Consider the following 18,830-nt stretch of genomic DNA (forward strand, 5'->3'; position numbering starts at 1 on the left):
ACCCAGGTGAAAGAGACGGCGCCACGGGCCTCTGACGTCACTGCCCGGCGCCACACTTTCCCACCTTTGAAAGGCAGGACAGATGGCACGCAAATCCTATGACACAGCCACCGGAAATTCCGGAGAGACACAGCAGCGCGGCGGCGAGGCTCTCACGACGAATCATGGCATTCCGGTTTCTGACAACCAGAACTCGCTGCGCGCGGGTGCCCGGGGGCCGACGCTTCTCGAAGATTTCCTGCTGCGCGAGAAGATCTTCCATTTCGACCATGAACGCATCCCCGAGCGTATCGTTCATGCCCGTGGCTCGGCCGCGCATGGGGTGTTCACCTGCACCGATCCGATCCCGGACCTCAGCCGCGCCAGCCTGTTTGCAGAGAAAGGCAAGGAAACGCCGGTCTTCGCACGGTTCTCCACGGTCGCGGGCGGGGCCGGATCGGTCGATACGCCGCGCGATGTGCGGGGCTTTGCGGTCAAATTCTATACCGATCAGGGCAACTGGGATCTGGTCGGCAACAATATCCCGGTCTTCTTCATACAGGACGCGATCAAGTTTCCGGACCTGATCCATTCGGTGAAGATGGAGGCCGACAAGGGCTATCCGCAGGCGGCTTCGGCGCATGATACCTTCTGGGATTTCATCTCGCTGATGCCCGAAAGCCTGCATACGGTGATCTGGGCGATGTCTGACCGCGCCATTCCGCGCAGCCTGCGGATGATGGAGGGCTTCGGCGTTCACACCTTCAAACTGGTGAATGCCCAAAGCGAGGTGCGTTTCGTCAAGTTCCACTGGCGCCCGGTTCTGGGCACTCAGTCGCTGATCTGGGACGAAAGCGCGAAACTCCAGGGCGCCGACAATGACTATCACCGCCGCGACCTCTATGAGGCGATTGCGGCAGGCGATTTCCCCGAATGGGATTTCGCGGTGCAGGTCTTCGATCAGACCCTGGCTGACAGCCTGCCCTATGACGTGCTCGACCCCACAAAGATCATCCCCGAAGAGGTGGTGCCGCTGCGCGTGATCGGCCGCATGACCCTGAACCGCAACCCCGACAACCATTTCGCCGAGACAGAACAGGCGGCCTTCCTGCCTTCGAACATCGTGCCGGGGATCGATTTCAGCGATGATCCGCTGCTGCAGGGGCGGCTGTTCTCTTATCTCGACACGCAGAAATCGCGGCTGGGCACGACGAATTTTCACCAGATCCCGGTGAATGCGCCGAAATGCCCCTATGCCAATATGATGCGCGACGGGCTGATGCAGACCGCCGTGCCGCAGGGCCGTGCGAATTACGAGCCGAACAGCCTCGATCAGGCCGGCGAGAACCCAGGTCCGCGCGCCGGCACTGCGGGTTTTGTCACCGCCCCGCAGGAGGTTGCGGGTGAAAAGCTACGGATCCGCGCCGAGAGCTTTGGTGATCATTACAGCCAGCCGCGGATGTATTGGCGCTCGATGACGGAAAATGAACAGGCGCATATCGCCTCGGCCTTCGTCTTCGAACTGTCGAAGGTGGGGCTTGGCCATGTACGCGCGCGGATTCTGTCGCATCTGCGGGTGATCGACGAAGATCTCGGCACGCGCGTGGCGGACGGGCTGGGGATCGGGCTGCCAGAGCCTGCCAGACCCTTCCGCGCGCCGCTGGATCTTGATCCTTCGGACGCGCTGTCGATCCAGAAAAACTGGAACGAGACGCTGAAGGGCCGCAAGATCGGCCTTCTGATCGCCGAAGGGTCGGACAAGGAGGGCATCGACAAACTGACCAGGGCCATCGAGGCCGAAGGCGGCACGGTCTTTACCGTCGCGCCGAAGGTCGGCCCGCTGAAGCTCAAAGGCGGCAGCATCACCCCGGACGGCCAGCTTGCAGGCAGCCCATCGGTGCTGTTCGATGCCATCGCCATGATCCTGATGCCCGATCAGGCAGAAAAGCTGGCGAAAGACAGCGCTGCCATCGGCTTTGTGATGGATGCTTTCGCCCATCTCAAAGCCATCGGCCATTGCAAGGGTTCGGCGGTGATCCTGACCCGCGCCGGGATCAAGGACGGCGCGGGCATCGGCCCGTGGGAGGATCTGCCCGACACCGCAAAGCGCCGTTACTGGGCGCGCGAGGCGGGGCTGCGTGATCTTGCATGACTGGCAGGGCCATGACGCCGAGGGCGGAGGAGATCGTCTGTCCCACCGATGCGGGTCTTTATTGCGCGCCGGGGATTTCTACATCGCCCCCTCCGCCCAGCGCCGCGCGCGCTGGTGACCCATGGCCATTCCGACCCTGCAAGGCGCCACCATGATCCGGACCACTTCCTGTTGCAGGTCACGCGGGACGAGGCCTGGCGCGGGCGCATCGGTGACATGCTGGCGCGCAATCCCCATATCGAGCTGCGCGCGCTGCCTCGCGTCGCGCCAATGGCGGCGCCCCTGTTGCCGGAGATGGGCAGCCTCCGGTGCCCCGCCGCGCGAGGGTGCGGTCAGCCTGCGCCATATGGCAGCCGGCGGGCGCGACATTGCCGATCCGGCCTATGAACCACTGGCAGCGGGCGGTATCGAGCTTGCCTGTTCGGCGAGGATCTTCGCGCTGCCCGTTCCGGGGCGTGGCAGGCGGGACCGGTGAAAGACGCGGTACATCCGGGGCAACAGCTGAAGGACGGCGCATCATGGCAAAGCACAAGGCGAAGACCCGCAAGGATGATCTGCGGACCGGCACGCCCTTCTGGGTGAAGACGCCGCATTCGACGGTTGCGGCACAGGCGGACCTGACCCGTGACCGTTTCGACGTGATTGTGGTCGGGGCGGGCATCTCGGGCGCGCTGGTTGCCGAGGCGCTGACAAAAGCCGGGAAATCGGTGCTGATCCTGGACCGGCGGCCACCGGTGCGCGGCTCCACCCCGGCCTCCACGGCGATGATCCAGCATGAAATCGACGTGCCGCTGACGCGGCTGCGCAAGAAGATCGGCAAAGATCATGCCGACCGGGCCTGGCTGCGGTCGGTCCGCGCGGTTGCCGATCTGGTCACGCTGGCCGGAGAGCTGAAGCTTGACTGCCAGATGCGCGCCAAGCCCGCGCTTTATCTGGCGGGCAATGATCTGGGCGCAAGAGCGCTGTCGAATGAGGCAAAGGCACGCGCAGAGATCGGCATCCGCGCCGAATACCTCAGACGCGCCGATCTGATGGAGCGCTATGGCATCGACCGCCCTGCGGCGATCTGGTCCGATGCCTCGGCCTCGGCCAATCCGGCCCAGCTGACGGCGGGGCTTTTGCAGGTGACCCTGTCGCGCAAGGCCCAGATCGTCTCGCCGGTCGAGATCACCGATATTGCGGAACTGCCCGGCGGTATCGCGCTGGCAACACGGGCGGGCGAGGTTCTGGTGGCCGGCCATGCGGTGTTCTGCACCGGCTATGAATACCTGCCGCAGATGAAGACGAAATCGCATCATGTCACCTCGACCTGGGCACTGGCCTCTGCGCCGCTCAGCTCCCTGCCCGGCTGGATGCGCGACACCATCGTCTGGGAGGCCGCCGAGCCGTATCTCTATTTCCGCACCGATGAGGCCGGGCGCGTGATCGCGGGCGGCGAGGATGAAGATGCATGCGACGCCAATGCCGATCCGAAGAAGCTGGCGAAAAAGGCAAAGATCATCGCGAAGAAGCTGCGCGATCTGACCGGGGTGAAGATCGGCAGGCCGGCCTGTACCTGGTCGGCGCCGTTCAGTGTCACCGAGGACGGGCTGCCGATCATCGACCGGGTGCCGGGGTTCGAGCGCGCCTTTGCGGTTATGGGGTTTGGCGGCAATGGCATCACTTTTTCGGTCATCGGAGCGCAGATCATCGCCGCCGCTATTGCCGGCACGCTCGATCCCGATGCCGGGATCTTCCGCTATCGCTGATCCAGCCTAAGGCGGCGAATGCGGCTTTGCAGCCGCTCTTGCCCCTTGAAAATGCCACCAATGGCGGATCGCCCGGGGATTTCGCGAGGCAAGCCGATACCTCTGGGAACCCGACGGGCGCCAATGCGTTTCCGGAAAAGCCGCCCTGTCTGGAACACCCCCCCCCTGGGCGTCGCGGCACCAGTCCAACAGGAGAGACGAATGGACAATGAAAGCATCGGCTGGATCGCAGCCATCATCATCGGTGGCCTCGCCGGCTGGATCGCATCGGGTTTCATGAAATCCGATACCGGGATTTTCGCAAATGTGCTGCTCGGCATCGTCGGGGCCGCAATCGCAAGGTTCCTCTTTGGCCTGCTGGGCGTCTCTTTCGGGGGCTGGCTTGGCTATCTGGTTGCCGGCGCCGTGGGGGCCTGCATTCTGATCTGGGGCTCGCGCGCGGTCCGGCGCTGACCGGAAAAGGCCGGCCCGGATATGACCGGGCCGCCCTGCGCAGGATCACTTCTGCTTCTTGCCCGCCTCGTTCACGGCCATCACCGCAAGCGCGTTGAGACGTGCATTGGCGGCCTTTTCCTCATCGAGGATGGAACTGAGCAGGGTATGGGCCTCGTCATGGCCCAGCACTTTCGCCCATTCCCGCAAGGTCCCGTAGCGGGCAATCTCGTAATGCTCGACGGCCTGGGCCGCACCGATCAGCGCCACATCCAGCGCATGGCCCCCGGCCTCTGCGATCAGCCCGTCTGTCTCTTTCAACAGCCCGGCCATGGCATCGCATTTCTCGCCGGCGGCCTTTTGCCCGATGGATTTGAACACCTTGTCCAGCGTGGCAATATGGCCTTTCGTGTCGGCAAGGTGATCGTCGAAGGCGCGCTTCAACTCGGCATTGTTCACCGATTTTGCAACTTTCGGCAGCGCCTTGAGCAAAGCGGTCTCGGCCCAGTAGATATCCTGCAACGTATGCTCAAAGGCTTCCTGAAGCGTTTTCATGGGGTTCTCCCTATGTGAAGCCGCCCGCCCTGCCCGGGCGGACGGCAGCCATTTCCAGGCGATCAGTGGCGATGCTCCGGCAGGGCCTTCAGCTCGTCCTTGGTCCAGCGGGTCACTGCATGGACGGCATTGCTCTCGTCACGCATGAAATCGAGGTCACGCGCCGGAACAGCGACCGGCTTGGCGCCGATACCAAGGAAGCCGCCGACATCGACGATGATCTGCGCCCCGGCACCCTGGCCATGCACTTCAGAAACATGGCCGATCTTCTCGTCGCCGGGGCCATAGATGGTAGCCCCGTTCAGCACGGCCTCTGTCAGTTCCGTGTCGTTCAGGCGGATATGTCTGGTATGGTCCATGGTATTCTCTCCTTTTACGCAAAACACTCGTGCAGAGGTAACATCTCCTCCGGATCAAGGTTCCGGACAGGTCACTGGCAACGGCGGGTCTTTGCCACGGATGATCAGAATGCCCCTGTCGCGGCTCTGCCTGTCGGAACCTGTCTCGCCCGCAGGCGTTCATCCTGCCTCAAGTGAGGAGTATGAATGTGCTTATCCGGTTGGGTTACGAGATCGAGATCACCTGCGATCAGCCGACAGAGGTGATCGCGCTGCTGGATCCACATCCGGATTTCGCCGGGAGCATCATCAGAACCAGCGGGCTGCAGGTTTCACGCTCTGTCCCCAACCGGACCTATGCCGACCCCTATGGCAATTCCTGTCTGCGACTGACAGCACCCGCCGGTGCCATGCGCCTGTCACGCGACAGCCTGGTCGAGGTGGACGGCCGGCCGGACCACTGGGATGAGACGGCACGGGAATGCCCGCTCAGCGCCTTGCCAGACGAGGTGCTTGGTCATCTCCTGGCCAGCCGCTACTGTGAGACAGATCTCATGATGGCACAGGCCTGGGAGTTGTTCGGCAATGTGGCGCCGGGCTGGACGCGGGTGCGGGCGATCTTTGACCATGTGAACCGGCACCTCACTTTCGGATATGAGCATGCGCGCGCCACCCGCACCGCCTCGGAGGCCTGGCAGGAACGGGTCGGTGTCTGCCGTGATTTTGCGCATCTCGCCATCACGCTCTGCCGCTGCATGAATATCCCGGCACGCTACGCCAATGGCTATCTCGGCGATATCGGTGTGCCGGACAATCCGGCGCCGATGGATTTCAACGCCTGGTGCGAGGTCTGGCTGGAGGATCGCTGGTTCACCCTCGACGCCCGCCATAACGAACCCCGCATCGGACGGGTGGTGATTGCGCGCGGCCGGGACGCGACCGATATCCCGCTGATCCATTCTTTCGGCCCGCATCTGCTGACCAGGTTCAGGGTCTGGACCGAAGAAGCACAGGAAACGGTAGCCCGATAGCCCCAGGAGTTGCAGACACCTTGCCCGGAAATTTCGGAAGCAAGGCGGACAGGATCCCGGGAGCGGGATTCACAGACGAGTTCAGGCGCGATGAGGCGCAAGGCTGACGGTCATGCTGCCGCGACCGGCGCGACTTTCTGCCTGACCATCAGGGCCGGCCTGATCTTGCACCGCATCTGGGAGACCCGCCGTCAGCCCGATACCACCATCTTCCGGGTCACCAATGGCTGCTTTACCCCACGCCGCCAGCCTTCGGCCCTGACAGGCAAAAGCCCCCTGGCGTTCAGACGCCAGGGGGCCCAATTCAGCGACAGGCCGGAACACTTACGTGACAGCTCCGGCACCGCCGGGATCGAAAGCGTGGCATGACCCCAAATGAGAAAGGGGAACATCAGGCTAATGCCCGTCTGATGCGGCCATTTTTTACCGCCTGCGCGGTGTGGTCGCTCAGCTTTTGATTTTCGCACCGCCGGGATCATACCAGGGACCGAACTGTACCCGTGCCGGATAGCGCTTCATTGCCACCTCGACCTCCCAGGTGCCTGTCTCAAGCCATTCCCGTTTGACGCCCTCGGGATGCGACACATAGGCGAGGCCAAGCGAGGCGCCGACACGGTGACCGTAAGCCCCCGACATCACCGATCCGACCAGTTCCCCGTCGCGGGTCAACGGCTCGTAATGGAAGAGCATCGGCGCATCGGCACCGCCTTCCAGCTGAACCTGTACGAGGCGACGGCGTACGGTGCCTTCGGCCTTTTGCGCCAGCAGCGCATCGCGGCCGATAAAGCCACCTTCCTTCTCCAGCGCCACAGCAAAGCCGAGACCGCCGTTATAGGGCGTGTCTTCTTCACCGATGTCATGGCCCCAGTGCCGGTAGCCCTTTTCCATCCTGAGCGAGTTCAGCGCGAAGTAGCCGGCGGGTTTCAGCCCGAGATCCTTGCCGGCTTCCGCCAGCACCTCCCAGACATGGCCTGCGAATTCCGCATCGATCAGCAGTTCAAAGCCAAGTTCACCAACAAAGGTCAGGCGGCTTGCGCGCACCCTTGCATAGCCAAGATCGATCTCGCGCGAGGTGCCGAAGGGGAAACCTTCGTTCGAGAAGTCATCGGGCGAGATCCGCGTGAGCAACTCGCGCGATTTCGGTCCCATCACTGCCAGCATCGGCGTGGCCGAGGTAATGTCGCTGATATGGACGCGTGCACCTTCGGGCAGATTGCGGCGGAACCAGCTGATGTCGCGGCGCTGCGAGACTGCCACCGTGATCACAAGGAACTCGGTTTCAGAGACACGGATCACCGTAACATCGGCCTCGATCCCGCCCCGCGGGTTCAGCCATTGGGTATAGACGATCTTGCCGGCCTCGACATCGCAGTTTCCGGCGCAGATCTGGTTCAGCGCTGACAGCGCATCCGGCCCTTCGACACGGTATTTCACGAAGCAGCTATAGTCGAAGACCGAGACATTCTCGGCTGTATTGCGGCATTCTGCGGCGACATTCGGGAACCAGCTGGGCTGGTGGTAGGAATAGTCGATATTCGCGAGTTCCTCAGGCGTGCCGAAGAAGCCGGGCCGTTCCCAACCTGCCAGCTCGGTCATGAAGGCGCCCGCCTCCAGCATCCGGTCATGGAAGGGAGAGCGCCGCACGCCCCGCGCGGTTTCAAACTGCTTGCCCGGCCAGTGCATGTCGAAAAGCGTGCCGATGGTCTCGACAGAGCGGTCTTCGAGATATTTGCGGTTGCGCTGGAATTTCTGCGTCCGGCGCACATCGACATCGATCAGCTCAACCGGCGGATGGCCATCGGCGATCCAGGAGGCCATCGATTTGCCGACCCCGCCCGAGGACAGAATGCCGATCGAGTTGAAGCCGGTGGCCGAAAACAGCCCGCTGATCTCGGCGGTCTCGCCGAGGTGATAGCGGTTGTCGGGCGTAAAGGCTTCCGGGCCGTTGAAGAACAGCTGGATCCCGGTCTTTTGCAGCACCGGCACCCGTTCCATCGCCATTTCAAGATAGGGCGAGATATGTTCGATATCTTCGGGGATCGCATCGAAGCAGAAGCTTTCCGCGATGCCTTTCTGACCCCAGGGTTTGGCGCCCGGCTCGAAAAAGCCGACCAGCAGCTTGCCGGCGTCTTCTTTGTAATAGCTCCACTCATCAGCCATGAACATGACCGGCAGATCGCGCTTGAGCTCGGGGATTGCCTCGGTCACGACATAGAAATGCTCGGCCGCATGCAATGGCAGGGTGACACCGATATCTGCGGCCAGATCGCGCGACCACATACCGCCGGTAATCACCACCTTCGAGGCGGCGATCGGGCCGAATTCGGTCATCACGCCAGAGGCGCGGCCATTCTCCTGCAGAATTCTGGTGACGGTGACCCCTTCAAGGATCTTGGCGCCGCCCATCCTTGCACCTTTGGCATAGGCCATGGTCACATCGGCGGGGTTCACCTGGCCGTCATCGGGGAACCAGAAGCCGCCGACCAGACCTTCGGTCGAGATCGGGTCCCAGCGTTCCTTTACGGCTTCGGGTGTCAGCGCCTCGACCGGCAGGCCGAAGTTGCGTCCCATCGAAGCGCCGCGCGCCAGCTCTTCATAGCGCGCATGGGTTTTTGCCAGACGCAGCGACCCATTGCGCTTGAATCCGGTGGCCTGACCGGTTTCTTCTTCCAGCCGGCCAAACAGCTCGCCGGTATATTGCGCCAGCTCGGTCATCCGCTGCGACGCGCGCAGCTGCGTCACCAGCCCGGCAGCATGCCAGGTGGTGCCGCAGGTCAGCTGTTTGCGCTCGAGCAACACCACGTCGGTGATGCCAAGCTTCGTCAGGTGATAAGCGATTGAACAGCCGGCAATACCGCCGCCAATGATGACGACCTCTGCCTTCGATGGGATATGCATGCCAGGTCTCAGCGGTTGGTGTGGATATAGTCGGCCATCAGCGAGAGCATCTCGAACATGACGACCATGGCATTCTGCGCGGTGATCTTGTTCGGGTTGTCCTTGGTCGGGATCAGGCAGACCACGTCACCACCGACCACATTCAGACCGCGGAGGCCCTGGAGCATACGGACGGCCTCGCCGATGCGGATGCCGGGATAGCCCGGCTCCAGGTTCGAGGCCCCGGGCGCGTCGCAGGGGTCGAGGCTATCCAGATCGAAGGTGATGTAAACCGGGGTATCGCCGATCCGCTCACGCAGGATCTCGACCACGCCTTTCCAGCCGATTTCCTCAACCTCATCCATGCCGACGATCCGGTAGCCCAGTTCGTCCGAAGTGTTCAGCGAGCCGGCGGTTCCGACATTCGCGCGGATGCCGATCTGGGTCGATTTGGAGGCGTCGACATGGCCTTCCTCGACCAGATAAGCGCCCCAATGCGCCGCCGAGCGCTTATTGCCCAGCCAGTGCGGCAGATGCATCAGCGTGTCGGTATGGCTGTCAAAATGCACCAGCGCGACCTTTTGCCCCCCGGTCAGCGAGGAATGCGCGCCGGCGCAGGCCTTGACCAGCGGTCCGGTGATCGAGTGATCGCCACCCATGGCGACAACGCGGGTGCCGGCTTTCTCGAACTGCGCGGCATAGGCCTCGATATGCTCAACCGAGACGTCATTGTTCATCGCTTCGGGCAGCGGCGTGTCACCGGCATCATTGATGGTGACGAGATCCCAGGGCGTGATCCCAAAGCGGCCATGGCTGCGGCGATAAAGGGCCGAGATATTCCTGACCGCGCGCGGCCCAAGATGCTGGTCACGCTCGGTCGAGCCATTGCCGGAACTGTGCGGCACGCCGATCAGGGCGATATCGGCCGCAGCGGGATCTTCGTTCCAGTCGCAGCGGAAGAAGGTCGGGATACCATGCCAGTACCAGCGGCCCACATCCTTTTTGGCCTGTTCGATGTCGAAATCAGCCATGTCATTCTCCTTGGGGTATTAAGCATTGCCGGGAGCGCGCGGCCCCTGCCAGTCAATCTGACGGTCAATGCGAGATCTGTGAGAGGAAGGCGCGCGCGCGATCCGATTTCGGCGTGGCGAAGAACTCTTCGGGCGGGGCCACTTCGATGATGCGTCCGGCATCCATGAAGACAACGCGGTCCGCGACCTTGCGGGCAAATGCCATCTCATGGGTGACGCAGATCATGGTCATGCCTTCGGCCGCCAGCTCGCCCATCACATCCAGCACTTCGCCGACCATTTCCGGGTCAAGCGCCGATGTCGGCTCGTCAAACAGCATGACCTTCGGCTTCATGCAAAGCGCCCGCGCGATGGCGACCCGCTGCTGCTGGCCGCCCGAGAGCTGGATCGGATATTTCCAGGCCTGATCCAGGATATGGACCCGGGCGAGGTATTCCTCTGCCATCTTCCGCGCCTCGCGGTCGCTCACCCCGCTGGCGAGCTTTGGTGCGAGGATGCAGTTTTCCAGCACGGTGAGATGCGGGAAAAGATTGAAATTCTGGAACACCATGCCCGCAGTCCGCCGGACCTTCAGCACATCTTTTGGTGCCCCCACCTCCAGCCCATCAAGCCGGATTTCGCCGCTGTCATGCGGTTCAAGATGGTTCACGCAACGGATCAGCGTGGATTTCCCTGACCCCGACGGGCCGCAGATCACCACCTTCTCACCCTGGGCGATATCAAGGCTGACATCTTTCAGCGCATGGAAGGCGCCGTAGTTCTTATTGACGTTTTTCAGGCTGATCATTTCTTACCACCCCCTGCTGCGGCGGGTTTCGGCCAGCACGGCGGCCTCGGTGCGGCTTGACCAGCGGAAGCGGCGCTCGACCAGTTTCTGCAGCCCCATCAGGCAATAGACCATGACCAGATACCAGGTCAGCGCCACAGCGTAATATTCCGAGAACTGGAAGGTCCGGGCGACATTGATCTGGGTGACGGTCATCAGCTCCTGGAGCGAGATGATCGAGGCCAGCGAGGTCAGCTTCAGCAGCGTGATGAATTCGTTCATCGTCGGCGGCAGTGCCACCCGCAGCGCCTGAGGCATCATGATATAGCGGTAGATATGCGATTTCTTCAGGCCGATGGCCTGGCCCGCCGCCATCTGCCCGTTATCCACTGCCGAAAGCGCAGATCGGTTGATCTCGACCTGATAGGCCGATTCATTCAGCGAAAGCGCAATCCATGCCGCAAGGAAAGGCGTGAACCATTCCTCACGAAAAATCGGGAAGATCTGCGGCAGGGCGTTCCAGACGAACAGCAACTGCAGCAGTGTCGGAACTGCCCGGAAAAAACCGACATAGGCCGTGATCAGTTTGCGCAGGATTGAGGGTGGTCCGTTAAGGACCACCGCCAGGGGCAGCGCGATCAGGATCGCGGTCATATGCGCAGCAACCGTCAACCCGAGGGTCAGCAACGCGCCGCGCAGGAAGGGCCATGAAAACAGGGCCTCCCAAAAGGTTGAAACATCAAAACTCATGGTAGCCCTGTCAGTATATTACTCGCCGATGCCGTTGAGCTGCGAGGGCGAGAGGTTCCACTTTTCGACGATCTTCAGCAGCTCGCCATTCTCAACCAGAGCCTTCACCGCCTCACCGGTTTTCGCCGTTTCGGCGTCATCCTTGCGCAGATAGACCGAGAAAGGCTCGAAAACGGCGGCGGGCATGGTGAAGACCACATCGAACTTGCCGGGATCTTCCAGCTCGCGGAAGGCGATCTCGGTATCCTGGGTCACGACATAGGCGGCACGCCCGACCAGCAGCTGCTGGATCGCATCGCTTTGTTTGGGATATTGCTGGATTTTGGTCGGAGCGAGGCCCGCAGCTTCCAGCTCGGCATTCAGCGCTTCCACCCGGCCGGGATATGAGGTTCCCGATTGCACCGCGACGGTTTTGCCCGCCAGTTCGGCAATATCAGAGACGGCAGGCGCCCCTTTGCCGGCGATCAGCACGGTGGATGTGTCAAGATAGGGCACGGCGTTGAAGGTCTTCAGGCGATCCTCGCGCAGCACAGTGCCGGAAATCACCGCGTCGCAGCGCCCTGCCTCGAGGCTGGGCAGGAGGCCCGCGAAATCCATGCTGACAAAGCTGACGGCAACGCCCCAATGCGCAGCCAGCGCACGCGCAACATCAATATCAACGCCGCTCGGCTCTTTGTCGGCAGCATTCGCCATGTATTCCATTGGCGGGAACGTCGGGTCAACGCAGACCGAGAAGCCGTCTGCCGCAAAATCCGGCACGCTCTGGGCGGCAAGGGGCGACGCGGCGGCGACGATCACCGCTGCCAGTGTCGCTTTGCCCGGAATCATACATCTGCTGAGGCGGGTATTCATGAAATTGCTCCCTGTACTGTTTTTACAGAACGTGAAGCTGTTCGGCGATCTCGTCAATAACAATTTCGCAAATACCGAACTTTGTTCTTCATAAGCGTAAAAAAATGATCAGGCCGGGGGCGGAGTCATGATGAATACGGCAATCGTGGGCAGCAAAGACGAGGGGTTACGAAAGCTGTGCAGGCGCCGGGGATCAAAGCTGATCGAATCTCCGGGGTGAAGAATCGTCTCCTCACCCTCGATGTTCAGGGCAAGATCGCCACTTATGACCAGAACCAGCTCCTCCTCGGAACGCAGCGCATAAAGTTGATCACCTGCGGTTCCCCCCGGTGCGATTTCCGACCAGATCGCTTGCATCTTTACCCCGTGGCTGGGGGTGAGAAGATGATCGGACACACCGATTCCGCCGAATTTGATCGGCTGGCGCGCCTCGGCCCGCACCAGAACATTCGGCGAAGGCGCAAAAAGATCACCTACCGGCAGGCTCAGCGCATCGCAAAGGCTGACAAGCGAAGCAACCGAGGGCGAAGTCTTGTCGCGCTCGATGTCGCTGAGAAACCCTTTGGCGAGACCGGTCTTTTGCGAAACGTCGTTCAGGGTGAGATCCAGCGCCCGTCGACGGGCGCGCAGGATCGCGCCGAACTGATGTGCATCCCGCCGGGCAGAGCTCTCCGTATCGTCCGATTCGGCTTCTTCTCGCACAATGGGATCTCTGGCCATAGGGGAGACGCTCCTTGGGAATTTCGCTGACAACGAACAGGTGTCGACCCAAATTCCCGCAACTGCAAGCCCTGCCGGTCAGGAAAAACGACGGGAAGCACCATCTTCCCTCCCGGGCGACGGGGCGTCAGTTCCGCTTCACCGGCCTCCAGCCGCAAGAAGCATGATGCCCATCAGGCCGGCCATCAGATCGATCAGCCACCTGCAAGCTTCTTTTGTCTTGCATAGAAGAAGGTGTACCCTGGTCGGGTGGTGCGGGGCGCCCATGTCTTATCTGCCGCATCCTGGCACTCGAATGGCCCGAAGAATCCAGTTTCCGAACTTTCAGTGTTTCTCGAAATCTGCAGTCATCAGGCCCTCAGCAGTCGCATGTCGCGGATGAAGGATTCCAGCGTTTGCAGGTGAGGCTGAACTGATCCGGGGAACTTCTCGATTATCGGCTTGGGCACGACAAGCGTTACCTTTGCTTCAACCATCTCTTTGAACTGGGCTTCTGAGATCCCTTCCTGCAATGTCAGCAGGTGCTTGTGTTCCACACGATTGGCCTCATTCAGAATCTGGCGCCAACGGTCTTTCATCGTGGTCTTCACCGCCAGCATCCGCAGCTTCTCCGCCGGAAAATGAGTATCTTTGTAGGCCGCTTCTGACGGGAACAGAAAATCCGGTGACTTCCCCGGTTCAGATTCGGGCTGGTGCGAGAAGTCGATCCCCTCAACGAGCTTCTCTTCTAAAAAGATCTCACGGGCATGGAGTTCGAGTGACCGGCCGGCGCGCGACTTCCGGCGCTGGAGAATGGTCTGCGCGCGGGAAACGAACCCGTCAATATCCGTGAAGCCCTTTTTGATAAGCGGCAGCTCAACAGCTTCCTCAACGCTGCGGAATATTTCATACTCACAGGCACGCCGTTTCATGAGGCGCAGATCGGGCATCAGGCTGCCATGGGACTGAAGCCCGGCCGCCCTGGCGATGATCTCGGTTCCGCTGGGGAATTTCGAAAGCCATGCAGCAGGAATCTCGGCTGGCGTCAGCCAGCAACTGGCACGGACGGAGGCACTTGTCGAGAAAAGGTCGCCCTGGATCACGCCGCCTACCGGTTGGATGAATGCTTTGCCAGGCTCGACGGGACCGATGCGATCCTCGACCAGATATTCCTCAGGTTCATGGCGGCATACCCAGATGTGACAATTTGGCCCCGCTTCCTGACCAAGGGCAAATGCGAATATGGTCAGCGCGCCGGTATTTTCAGGGTCGAGCAGTGCAGATTCAGAGCCGCCCCAATTCGTAAGCCGGGTTTCGTCGCGCCCGTTCCTCTGCTGCTTGTACCGTTTTGAATTGTAGTAGAATGCGCGGATCTGGCGGTAGTCGGCATGGCTGTCGATGTAGACGTCGAACCAGGCGGTCGGATTTTCGACGTCAACCCGACCGAGCGCGGGCAAGACGTCGAACAGTAAGTTCTTGGGAATATAGGGACCGGCCTGATGCGTTTTGTTGGCAAGCGTGTCATTGCCGCTCAGTCGTTTGACATACCATGTGTAATTCGGCCCACTGTATTCGTTGAGCCAGTCTCCCAGGTCCATCATCTGCCGCGCCCCCCGCATCTCGCACCTGACCGCTGCTCCGCGGAGCCACGCAGCCATCCGCCCCCGGGTCTCTTCCGGTCCAACGCGCCCCGGTGCCCGAAACGCGCATTCCCAGATCTCCGGACGACATACACCAGCCTCGGCGCGCAAAACACTGACACGTACATCTCTTGTCCAATGCGTGGCGATTTTGACTTCCTGGAAATCCTGCATGGCGCTGGCATCTTGGTAAGAGAGCAGTCATGCCCGCACCAGAAACAACCATGACTAAAATTGGCAGCGCGGTATCTTGGAAGGCACGGATCGGGCTTGCCCGATATTTCCTTTTGACGCAGCCAGCAGCGCAAGCAGAGCGCCTGAAGACCTGATCGTACAGCTATTTGATTCTTGGTATTTTTGCCTCTGATTCCGGACATCATCCGGTGACGGGTTCCAGTCCCAGACGCCGGCATCGGCATCGGCATCGGCATCGGATGCGCCGAAGGCCGTTTCCATCGCATCGCGCAAGGTGAGGAAATAGCCCGGCACGAAATGCACGCCTGCTTCCTCGTACCCAGACTTGCGCCCGGCATCGACCGGTTCGAAGGCCGGATCTGGAAACTTGCTGTCGGGATGTGGCACAAAATGAGGCACCAAAAGATCACGTCTGGCCGATCCTGATGGCAGGAATTGCCGCCAAAATACCTCACAAGCCATTGATGCATGTGCGTATCTTGTGTTGTTGGATCAATGGAAACTGGAGCGGGCGGCGGGAATCGAACCCGCGTCTCCTGCTTGGAAGGCAGGGGTCTTACCATTACACAACGCCCGCATCTGCTGCCTCACCCTTACGGGGCGGCGACAGTTTTCTTCAGATAGCGGGCTTCGCGCGCTTGTGCAAGCGCGGCAAGGTGGTTTCTGCACATCCTTGGCCCTGAACCCCGGTTTTTTTGCCGGTTTTCATTTGACGCAGCCGCCCTTCGGGTGCAGGAAGCGCGCCATGCTCATCCTCAAGATATTCCGCCGCCCCGAATGGGATGCTTTCCGTGCCGCCGGCGAAACCGCCGGTGCGCCGGTTGATCTCGCCGATGGCTATATCCATTTCTCGACGCCCTCGCAGGCGGCGGAAACAGCGGCGAAGCATTTCAGCGAGGAAAGCGACCTTGTGCTGGTGGCCTGCAATGCCGAGCGCCTTGCCCCCGATCTGAAATGGGAGGAATCGCGGGGCGGCGCGCTCTTCCCACATCTCTACCGCAATTTGCGGCTGGCAGATGTGGTCTGGGACAAATCGCTGCCCCTGGGTGCGACCGGCCATATCTTCCCCGAAGGCCTGATCTGAGGAAAACACCATGAGCATGATCGAACGCGCCGGTCTTTGCCTTTTGCACCGGTTCGATCCCGAACGCGCCCATGGGCTGTCGCTTTCGGCGCTGCGTGCCGGGCTGGCCCCATTGCCCGGACTGGTGACCTCGGCGCGGCTCTCGACCGATCTGGCGGGGCTTATGCTGTCCAATCCGATTGGCCTCGCGGCAGGCTATGACAAGAACGCAGTGGCGATCCAGGCGCTCTCGCGGGCGGGGTTCGGCTTTGTCGAAGTCGGCGCCGCAACGCCGCGCCCGCAGATGGGCAACCCGCAGCCGCGCCTCTTTCGCCTGACCGAAGACCGTGCCGCGATCAACCGTTTCGGGTTCAACAATGAGGGGATGGAGGCGATTGCCGCCCGGCTGAAGGCGCGCCGCCCCGGGCCGGTGCCGGTGGGGCTGAACCTTGGCGCCAATAAGGATTCCGCCGATCGCGCGCAGGATTTCGCGAAAGTCCTGGCGACCTGCGGGCCTTTCGTCGATTTCGCCACCGTCAATGTCTCGTCGCCCAACACCGAAAAGCTGCGCGATCTGCAGGGGCCGGCAGCGCTGCGGGCCCTGCTCGCAGGCGTGATGGAGACCCGCGCCGCCCTGCCCCGCCCGATCCCGGTCTTTCTGAAAATCGCCCCCGATCTGACCGGCGAAGACCTCGCCGCGATTGCCGAAGTGGCGGTGAGCTCGGGCCTGTCGGGGATCATCGCGACCAATACCACGCTGTCGCGCGACGGGCTTGTAAGCGCCCATAAGACCGAGACCGGCGGATTGTCGGGCGCGCCTTTGTTCGAGCGCTCCACCCGGGTTCTGGCGCAACTGTCGCAGCTGACCGATGGCCGGATCCCGCTGGTCGGGGTCGGCGGTGTCGGCTCGGCCGAACAGGCCTGGGAGAAGATCCGCGCCGGCGCCTCGGCGGTGCAGGTCTATACGGCGATGGTCTATGACGGGATCTCGCTGATCGGCCGGATCGCGACCGGGCTTGATGCGATCCTTGCACGTGAGGGCTTTGCCTCGGTCAAGGATGCGGTCGGCAGCGGTCGGGGAAGCTGGCTCTAGGCCTGCAGCGCGCCCGCCGCTGAAACGCCCGTCACTGATGCCTGCGTCATTACCGCACGGCCATCAGCGTCCGGGCATCAGCGTCCGGTCAGGCTGTAGGCCAGCAGCCCGACATATTCCTTTGCCGCGACAGACAGCTGCCGGAGGTTATAGGCGAAATTCCAGCCGACACCCCAGCGGAAGGGCCGCGCCCGGAAATCCACCGGCCAGGGCAGGATTTCCGTCCAGCCTGCGGCGCGGAACGTGCGGACCGAACGTTCCATATGGAAGGCCGAGGTCACGAGGATCCAGGTCTCGCCAGGGCGCGGCTGCATTGTCTCATAGCTGAGACGGGCATTTTCCGCTGTATTGCGCGATGCCGATTCGATCACCAGCTGCGCCGGCGGAATGCCCTGTTCCAGAAAGAAGACGCTCGCGGTGGTCCGCTCCGGCGGCACCCGGATCGCCTCAATATTGCCGATCGAGCCCATCCCGCCCGTAAAGAGAAGCTTTGCCTCGGGGTAAAGTTTCGCAAGTCGCAGTCCTTCGGTGAACCGTTCGGCGGCGTCGTTAAAACGCACCTGCGGCCCCTGGACGGTCCAGGTCCCGTCCTCTGCACCGCCGAGCACGATAATTCCGGTGACCTCAGGCGGCAGGTCCGGGATCGGGTAGCGTTCTTCCAGCGGCCGCAGCGCCATATCGCCGACCGGCAGAATCGCGACGCTCAGGGCAAAACCCAGCGTCAGGCCCAGAGACCAGCCCGCCAGGCGGCGCCTGCCGAAGAGAAGGCCGAATACGGCCAGAACCAGCCCGATGAAAAACCAGCTCTCGGGGCCGATCAGACCCCAAATGAGTTTCGAAGCGACGAAGAAAAGTGTATCCATAGATGTCTTCTGCCCCGGCAAGGGGGCATGGGCAAGCCTCAGCCGGGCGGCGAGAACCCGTGACGGGCATGAAACCGCGCCAGTTCCTGCGGATCGGGGCGCGGACCGCCAGAGAAGATCGCGACATAATCGGGAATGCGCAGCATCCTTTCGGCAAGGCTCTCGCTGACCTGCATCGAGATATATCCGATCTGCGTCAGATAGATGGCACGGGCGCGCACGTCGGCCTCATGGGGCGCGTGGCCCCAGCGGATCAGCATGGCGCAAAGCGCATCGAGGCGTTGCTGATCGGCCTCGCGGATGCGCCCGGCGATATCGGAATCCTGCAACCCCCAGCCCCGCACCGCGAATTCCAGCCGGTCATCAAACACCGCGCGGTCAAGAAAAAGCGAGATCACATTCAGATGCGCCTCGGCCTCCGACGCTGCGTAAGCATCACAGGCCGCCAGCAGCGGACCGGTGGTGCGCGCCTCCCAGCGCTTTGCCAGGGCGGTCAGCAGCGCCTGGCGATCCTTGAAATGCCAGTAGAAGCTGGTCCGCGCGAGGCCCAGCTGCACTGCCAGCGGCAGGATTCTGACCTGATCAATGCCGCCCTCGATCAGCGCCGCATAGGCCGCTTCGAGCCAGATTTCCGGCGAGCCGCGCCAGCCGGTTTCGGGAATATCGCCTGTCTCCATGGCCAGATCCTAGCCGTTGCGCCCCTCTGGCGCAACGCAATGTTCACCCATGCCCTTAAACTTGACACGTGTGAACATTTCTTTCATCC

21 protein-coding genes and 1 tRNA gene are annotated in these 18,830 nt (G+C 61.8%); 7 read left to right on the forward strand and 15 right to left on the reverse strand.

The window, feature by feature from the left end:
• The first annotated feature begins 82 nt into the window (after positions 1 to 82).
• Entirely contained in the window at positions 83 to 2,131 is a 2,049-nt protein-coding gene (locus BLW25_RS11160; protein ID WP_092899046.1) for a catalase, read from the forward strand.
• Between the two features lie 78 nt (positions 2,132 to 2,209).
• Here BLW25_RS11160 and BLW25_RS11165 read toward each other — a convergent pair whose 3' ends face one another.
• Positions 2,210 to 2,500, reverse strand: a complete 291-nt coding sequence (locus BLW25_RS11165) for a hypothetical protein (RefSeq protein WP_092899048.1) — start codon at positions 2,498 to 2,500, stop codon at positions 2,210 to 2,212.
• Between the two features lie 149 nt (positions 2,501 to 2,649).
• Between BLW25_RS11165 and BLW25_RS11170 the strand changes: the two genes are divergently transcribed.
• Together BLW25_RS11170 and BLW25_RS11175 are read left to right on the forward strand one after the other, a co-directional pair.
• Complete coding sequence (locus tag BLW25_RS11170) at positions 2,650 to 3,879, forward strand: NAD(P)/FAD-dependent oxidoreductase (protein ID WP_092899050.1); 1,230 nt, start codon at positions 2,650 to 2,652, stop codon at positions 3,877 to 3,879.
• 201 nt (positions 3,880 to 4,080) lie between these two features.
• Positions 4,081 to 4,332, forward strand: a complete 252-nt coding sequence (locus BLW25_RS11175) for a GlsB/YeaQ/YmgE family stress response membrane protein (protein ID WP_092899052.1) — start codon at positions 4,081 to 4,083, stop codon at positions 4,330 to 4,332.
• A 45-nt stretch (positions 4,333 to 4,377) separates the two neighbouring features.
• Here BLW25_RS11175 and BLW25_RS11180 read toward each other — a convergent pair whose 3' ends face one another.
• Positions 4,378 to 4,866: a ferritin-like domain-containing protein gene (locus tag BLW25_RS11180; RefSeq protein ID WP_092899054.1), complete on the reverse strand. Its 489-nt coding sequence runs from the start codon at positions 4,864 to 4,866 to the stop codon at positions 4,378 to 4,380.
• 62 nt (positions 4,867 to 4,928) lie between these two features.
• Entirely contained in the window at positions 4,929 to 5,225 is a 297-nt protein-coding gene (locus tag BLW25_RS11185; RefSeq protein ID WP_092899056.1) for a PRC-barrel domain-containing protein, read from the reverse strand.
• A gap of 182 nt (positions 5,226 to 5,407) precedes the next feature.
• Between BLW25_RS11185 and BLW25_RS11190 the strand changes: the two genes are divergently transcribed.
• Together BLW25_RS11190 and BLW25_RS25515 are read left to right on the forward strand one after the other, a co-directional pair.
• Positions 5,408 to 6,235, forward strand: a complete 828-nt coding sequence (locus BLW25_RS11190; RefSeq protein ID WP_394328433.1) for a transglutaminase-like domain-containing protein — start codon at positions 5,408 to 5,410, stop codon at positions 6,233 to 6,235.
• 90 nt (positions 6,236 to 6,325) lie between these two features.
• Positions 6,326 to 6,604, forward strand: a complete 279-nt coding sequence (locus BLW25_RS25515) for a hypothetical protein (protein ID WP_092899058.1) — start codon at positions 6,326 to 6,328, stop codon at positions 6,602 to 6,604.
• A 78-nt stretch (positions 6,605 to 6,682) separates the two neighbouring features.
• On the opposite strand, the gene BLW25_RS11200 is transcribed toward BLW25_RS25515, so the two are convergent.
• The 10 genes from BLW25_RS11200 to BLW25_RS11235 all read right to left on the reverse strand — a co-directional run bounded on the left by BLW25_RS11200 (position 6,683) and on the right by BLW25_RS11235 (position 15,622).
• A complete protein-coding gene (locus BLW25_RS11200; RefSeq protein ID WP_092899060.1) occupies positions 6,683 to 9,133 on the reverse strand; it encodes a GcvT family protein in 2,451 nt (816 codons plus the stop codon).
• An 8-nt stretch (positions 9,134 to 9,141) separates the two neighbouring features.
• Positions 9,142 to 10,143, reverse strand: coding sequence for an arginase family protein (locus BLW25_RS11205; RefSeq protein WP_092899062.1), 1,002 nt, complete (start codon positions 10,141 to 10,143; stop codon positions 9,142 to 9,144).
• A 64-nt stretch (positions 10,144 to 10,207) separates the two neighbouring features.
• Positions 10,208 to 10,930, reverse strand: coding sequence for an amino acid ABC transporter ATP-binding protein (locus BLW25_RS11210; RefSeq protein ID WP_092899064.1), 723 nt, complete (start codon positions 10,928 to 10,930; stop codon positions 10,208 to 10,210).
• Between the two features lie 3 nt (positions 10,931 to 10,933).
• Positions 10,934 to 11,659, reverse strand: coding sequence for an amino acid ABC transporter permease (locus tag BLW25_RS24660; protein ID WP_216279358.1), 726 nt, complete (start codon positions 11,657 to 11,659; stop codon positions 10,934 to 10,936).
• 18 nt (positions 11,660 to 11,677) lie between these two features.
• The gene (locus BLW25_RS24665; RefSeq protein WP_216279359.1) at positions 11,678 to 12,511 is read right to left on the reverse strand and encodes a transporter substrate-binding domain-containing protein; all 834 of its coding nucleotides are present in this window, start codon (positions 12,509 to 12,511) and stop codon (positions 11,678 to 11,680) included.
• A gap of 108 nt (positions 12,512 to 12,619) precedes the next feature.
• On the reverse strand, positions 12,620 to 13,231 hold the full coding sequence (locus BLW25_RS11220) for a cupin domain-containing protein (RefSeq protein WP_092899066.1): 612 nt from the start codon (positions 13,229 to 13,231) through the stop codon (positions 12,620 to 12,622).
• 350 nt (positions 13,232 to 13,581) lie between these two features.
• Complete coding sequence (locus BLW25_RS11225) at positions 13,582 to 14,868, reverse strand: type II restriction endonuclease (RefSeq protein WP_092899068.1); 1,287 nt, start codon at positions 14,866 to 14,868, stop codon at positions 13,582 to 13,584.
• On the reverse strand, positions 14,808 to 15,191 hold the full coding sequence (locus tag BLW25_RS25335) for a PDDEXK family nuclease (RefSeq protein ID WP_366268280.1): 384 nt from the start codon (positions 15,189 to 15,191) through the stop codon (positions 14,808 to 14,810). Before BLW25_RS25335 ends, BLW25_RS11225 begins: the two co-directional genes overlap by 61 nt.
• Positions 15,079 to 15,432: a hypothetical protein gene (locus BLW25_RS24945; protein WP_253188386.1), complete on the reverse strand. Its 354-nt coding sequence runs from the start codon at positions 15,430 to 15,432 to the stop codon at positions 15,079 to 15,081. The genes BLW25_RS25335 and BLW25_RS24945 overlap by 113 nt, the downstream gene beginning before the upstream one ends.
• Positions 15,433 to 15,548: 116 nt before the next feature.
• Positions 15,549 to 15,622: transfer RNA gene (locus BLW25_RS11235), tRNA-Gly, on the reverse strand.
• 168 nt (positions 15,623 to 15,790) lie between these two features.
• Here BLW25_RS11235 and BLW25_RS11240 point away from each other — a divergent pair.
• Entirely contained in the window at positions 15,791 to 16,129 is a 339-nt protein-coding gene (locus tag BLW25_RS11240; RefSeq protein WP_092899072.1) for a DUF952 domain-containing protein, read from the forward strand.
• A 10-nt stretch (positions 16,130 to 16,139) separates the two neighbouring features.
• Entirely contained in the window at positions 16,140 to 17,201 is a 1,062-nt protein-coding gene (locus tag BLW25_RS11245) for a quinone-dependent dihydroorotate dehydrogenase (protein WP_092899075.1), read from the forward strand.
• 77 nt (positions 17,202 to 17,278) lie between these two features.
• Here the strand turns inward: BLW25_RS11245 and BLW25_RS11250 are convergent, their stop codons facing one another.
• The gene (locus BLW25_RS11250; RefSeq protein ID WP_092899077.1) at positions 17,279 to 18,064 is read right to left on the reverse strand and encodes a YdcF family protein; all 786 of its coding nucleotides are present in this window, start codon (positions 18,062 to 18,064) and stop codon (positions 17,279 to 17,281) included.
• A gap of 38 nt (positions 18,065 to 18,102) precedes the next feature.
• Positions 18,103 to 18,741 (reverse strand): TetR/AcrR family transcriptional regulator, encoded by a 639-nt coding sequence (locus BLW25_RS11255; protein WP_092899079.1) that lies wholly within the window; start codon positions 18,739 to 18,741, stop codon positions 18,103 to 18,105.
• Positions 18,742 to 18,830: the final 89 nt, after the last annotated feature.

This window comes from Rhodobacter sp. 24-YEA-8 (genome assembly GCF_900105075.1).
Classification (GTDB): domain Bacteria; phylum Pseudomonadota; class Alphaproteobacteria; order Rhodobacterales; family Rhodobacteraceae; genus Pseudogemmobacter.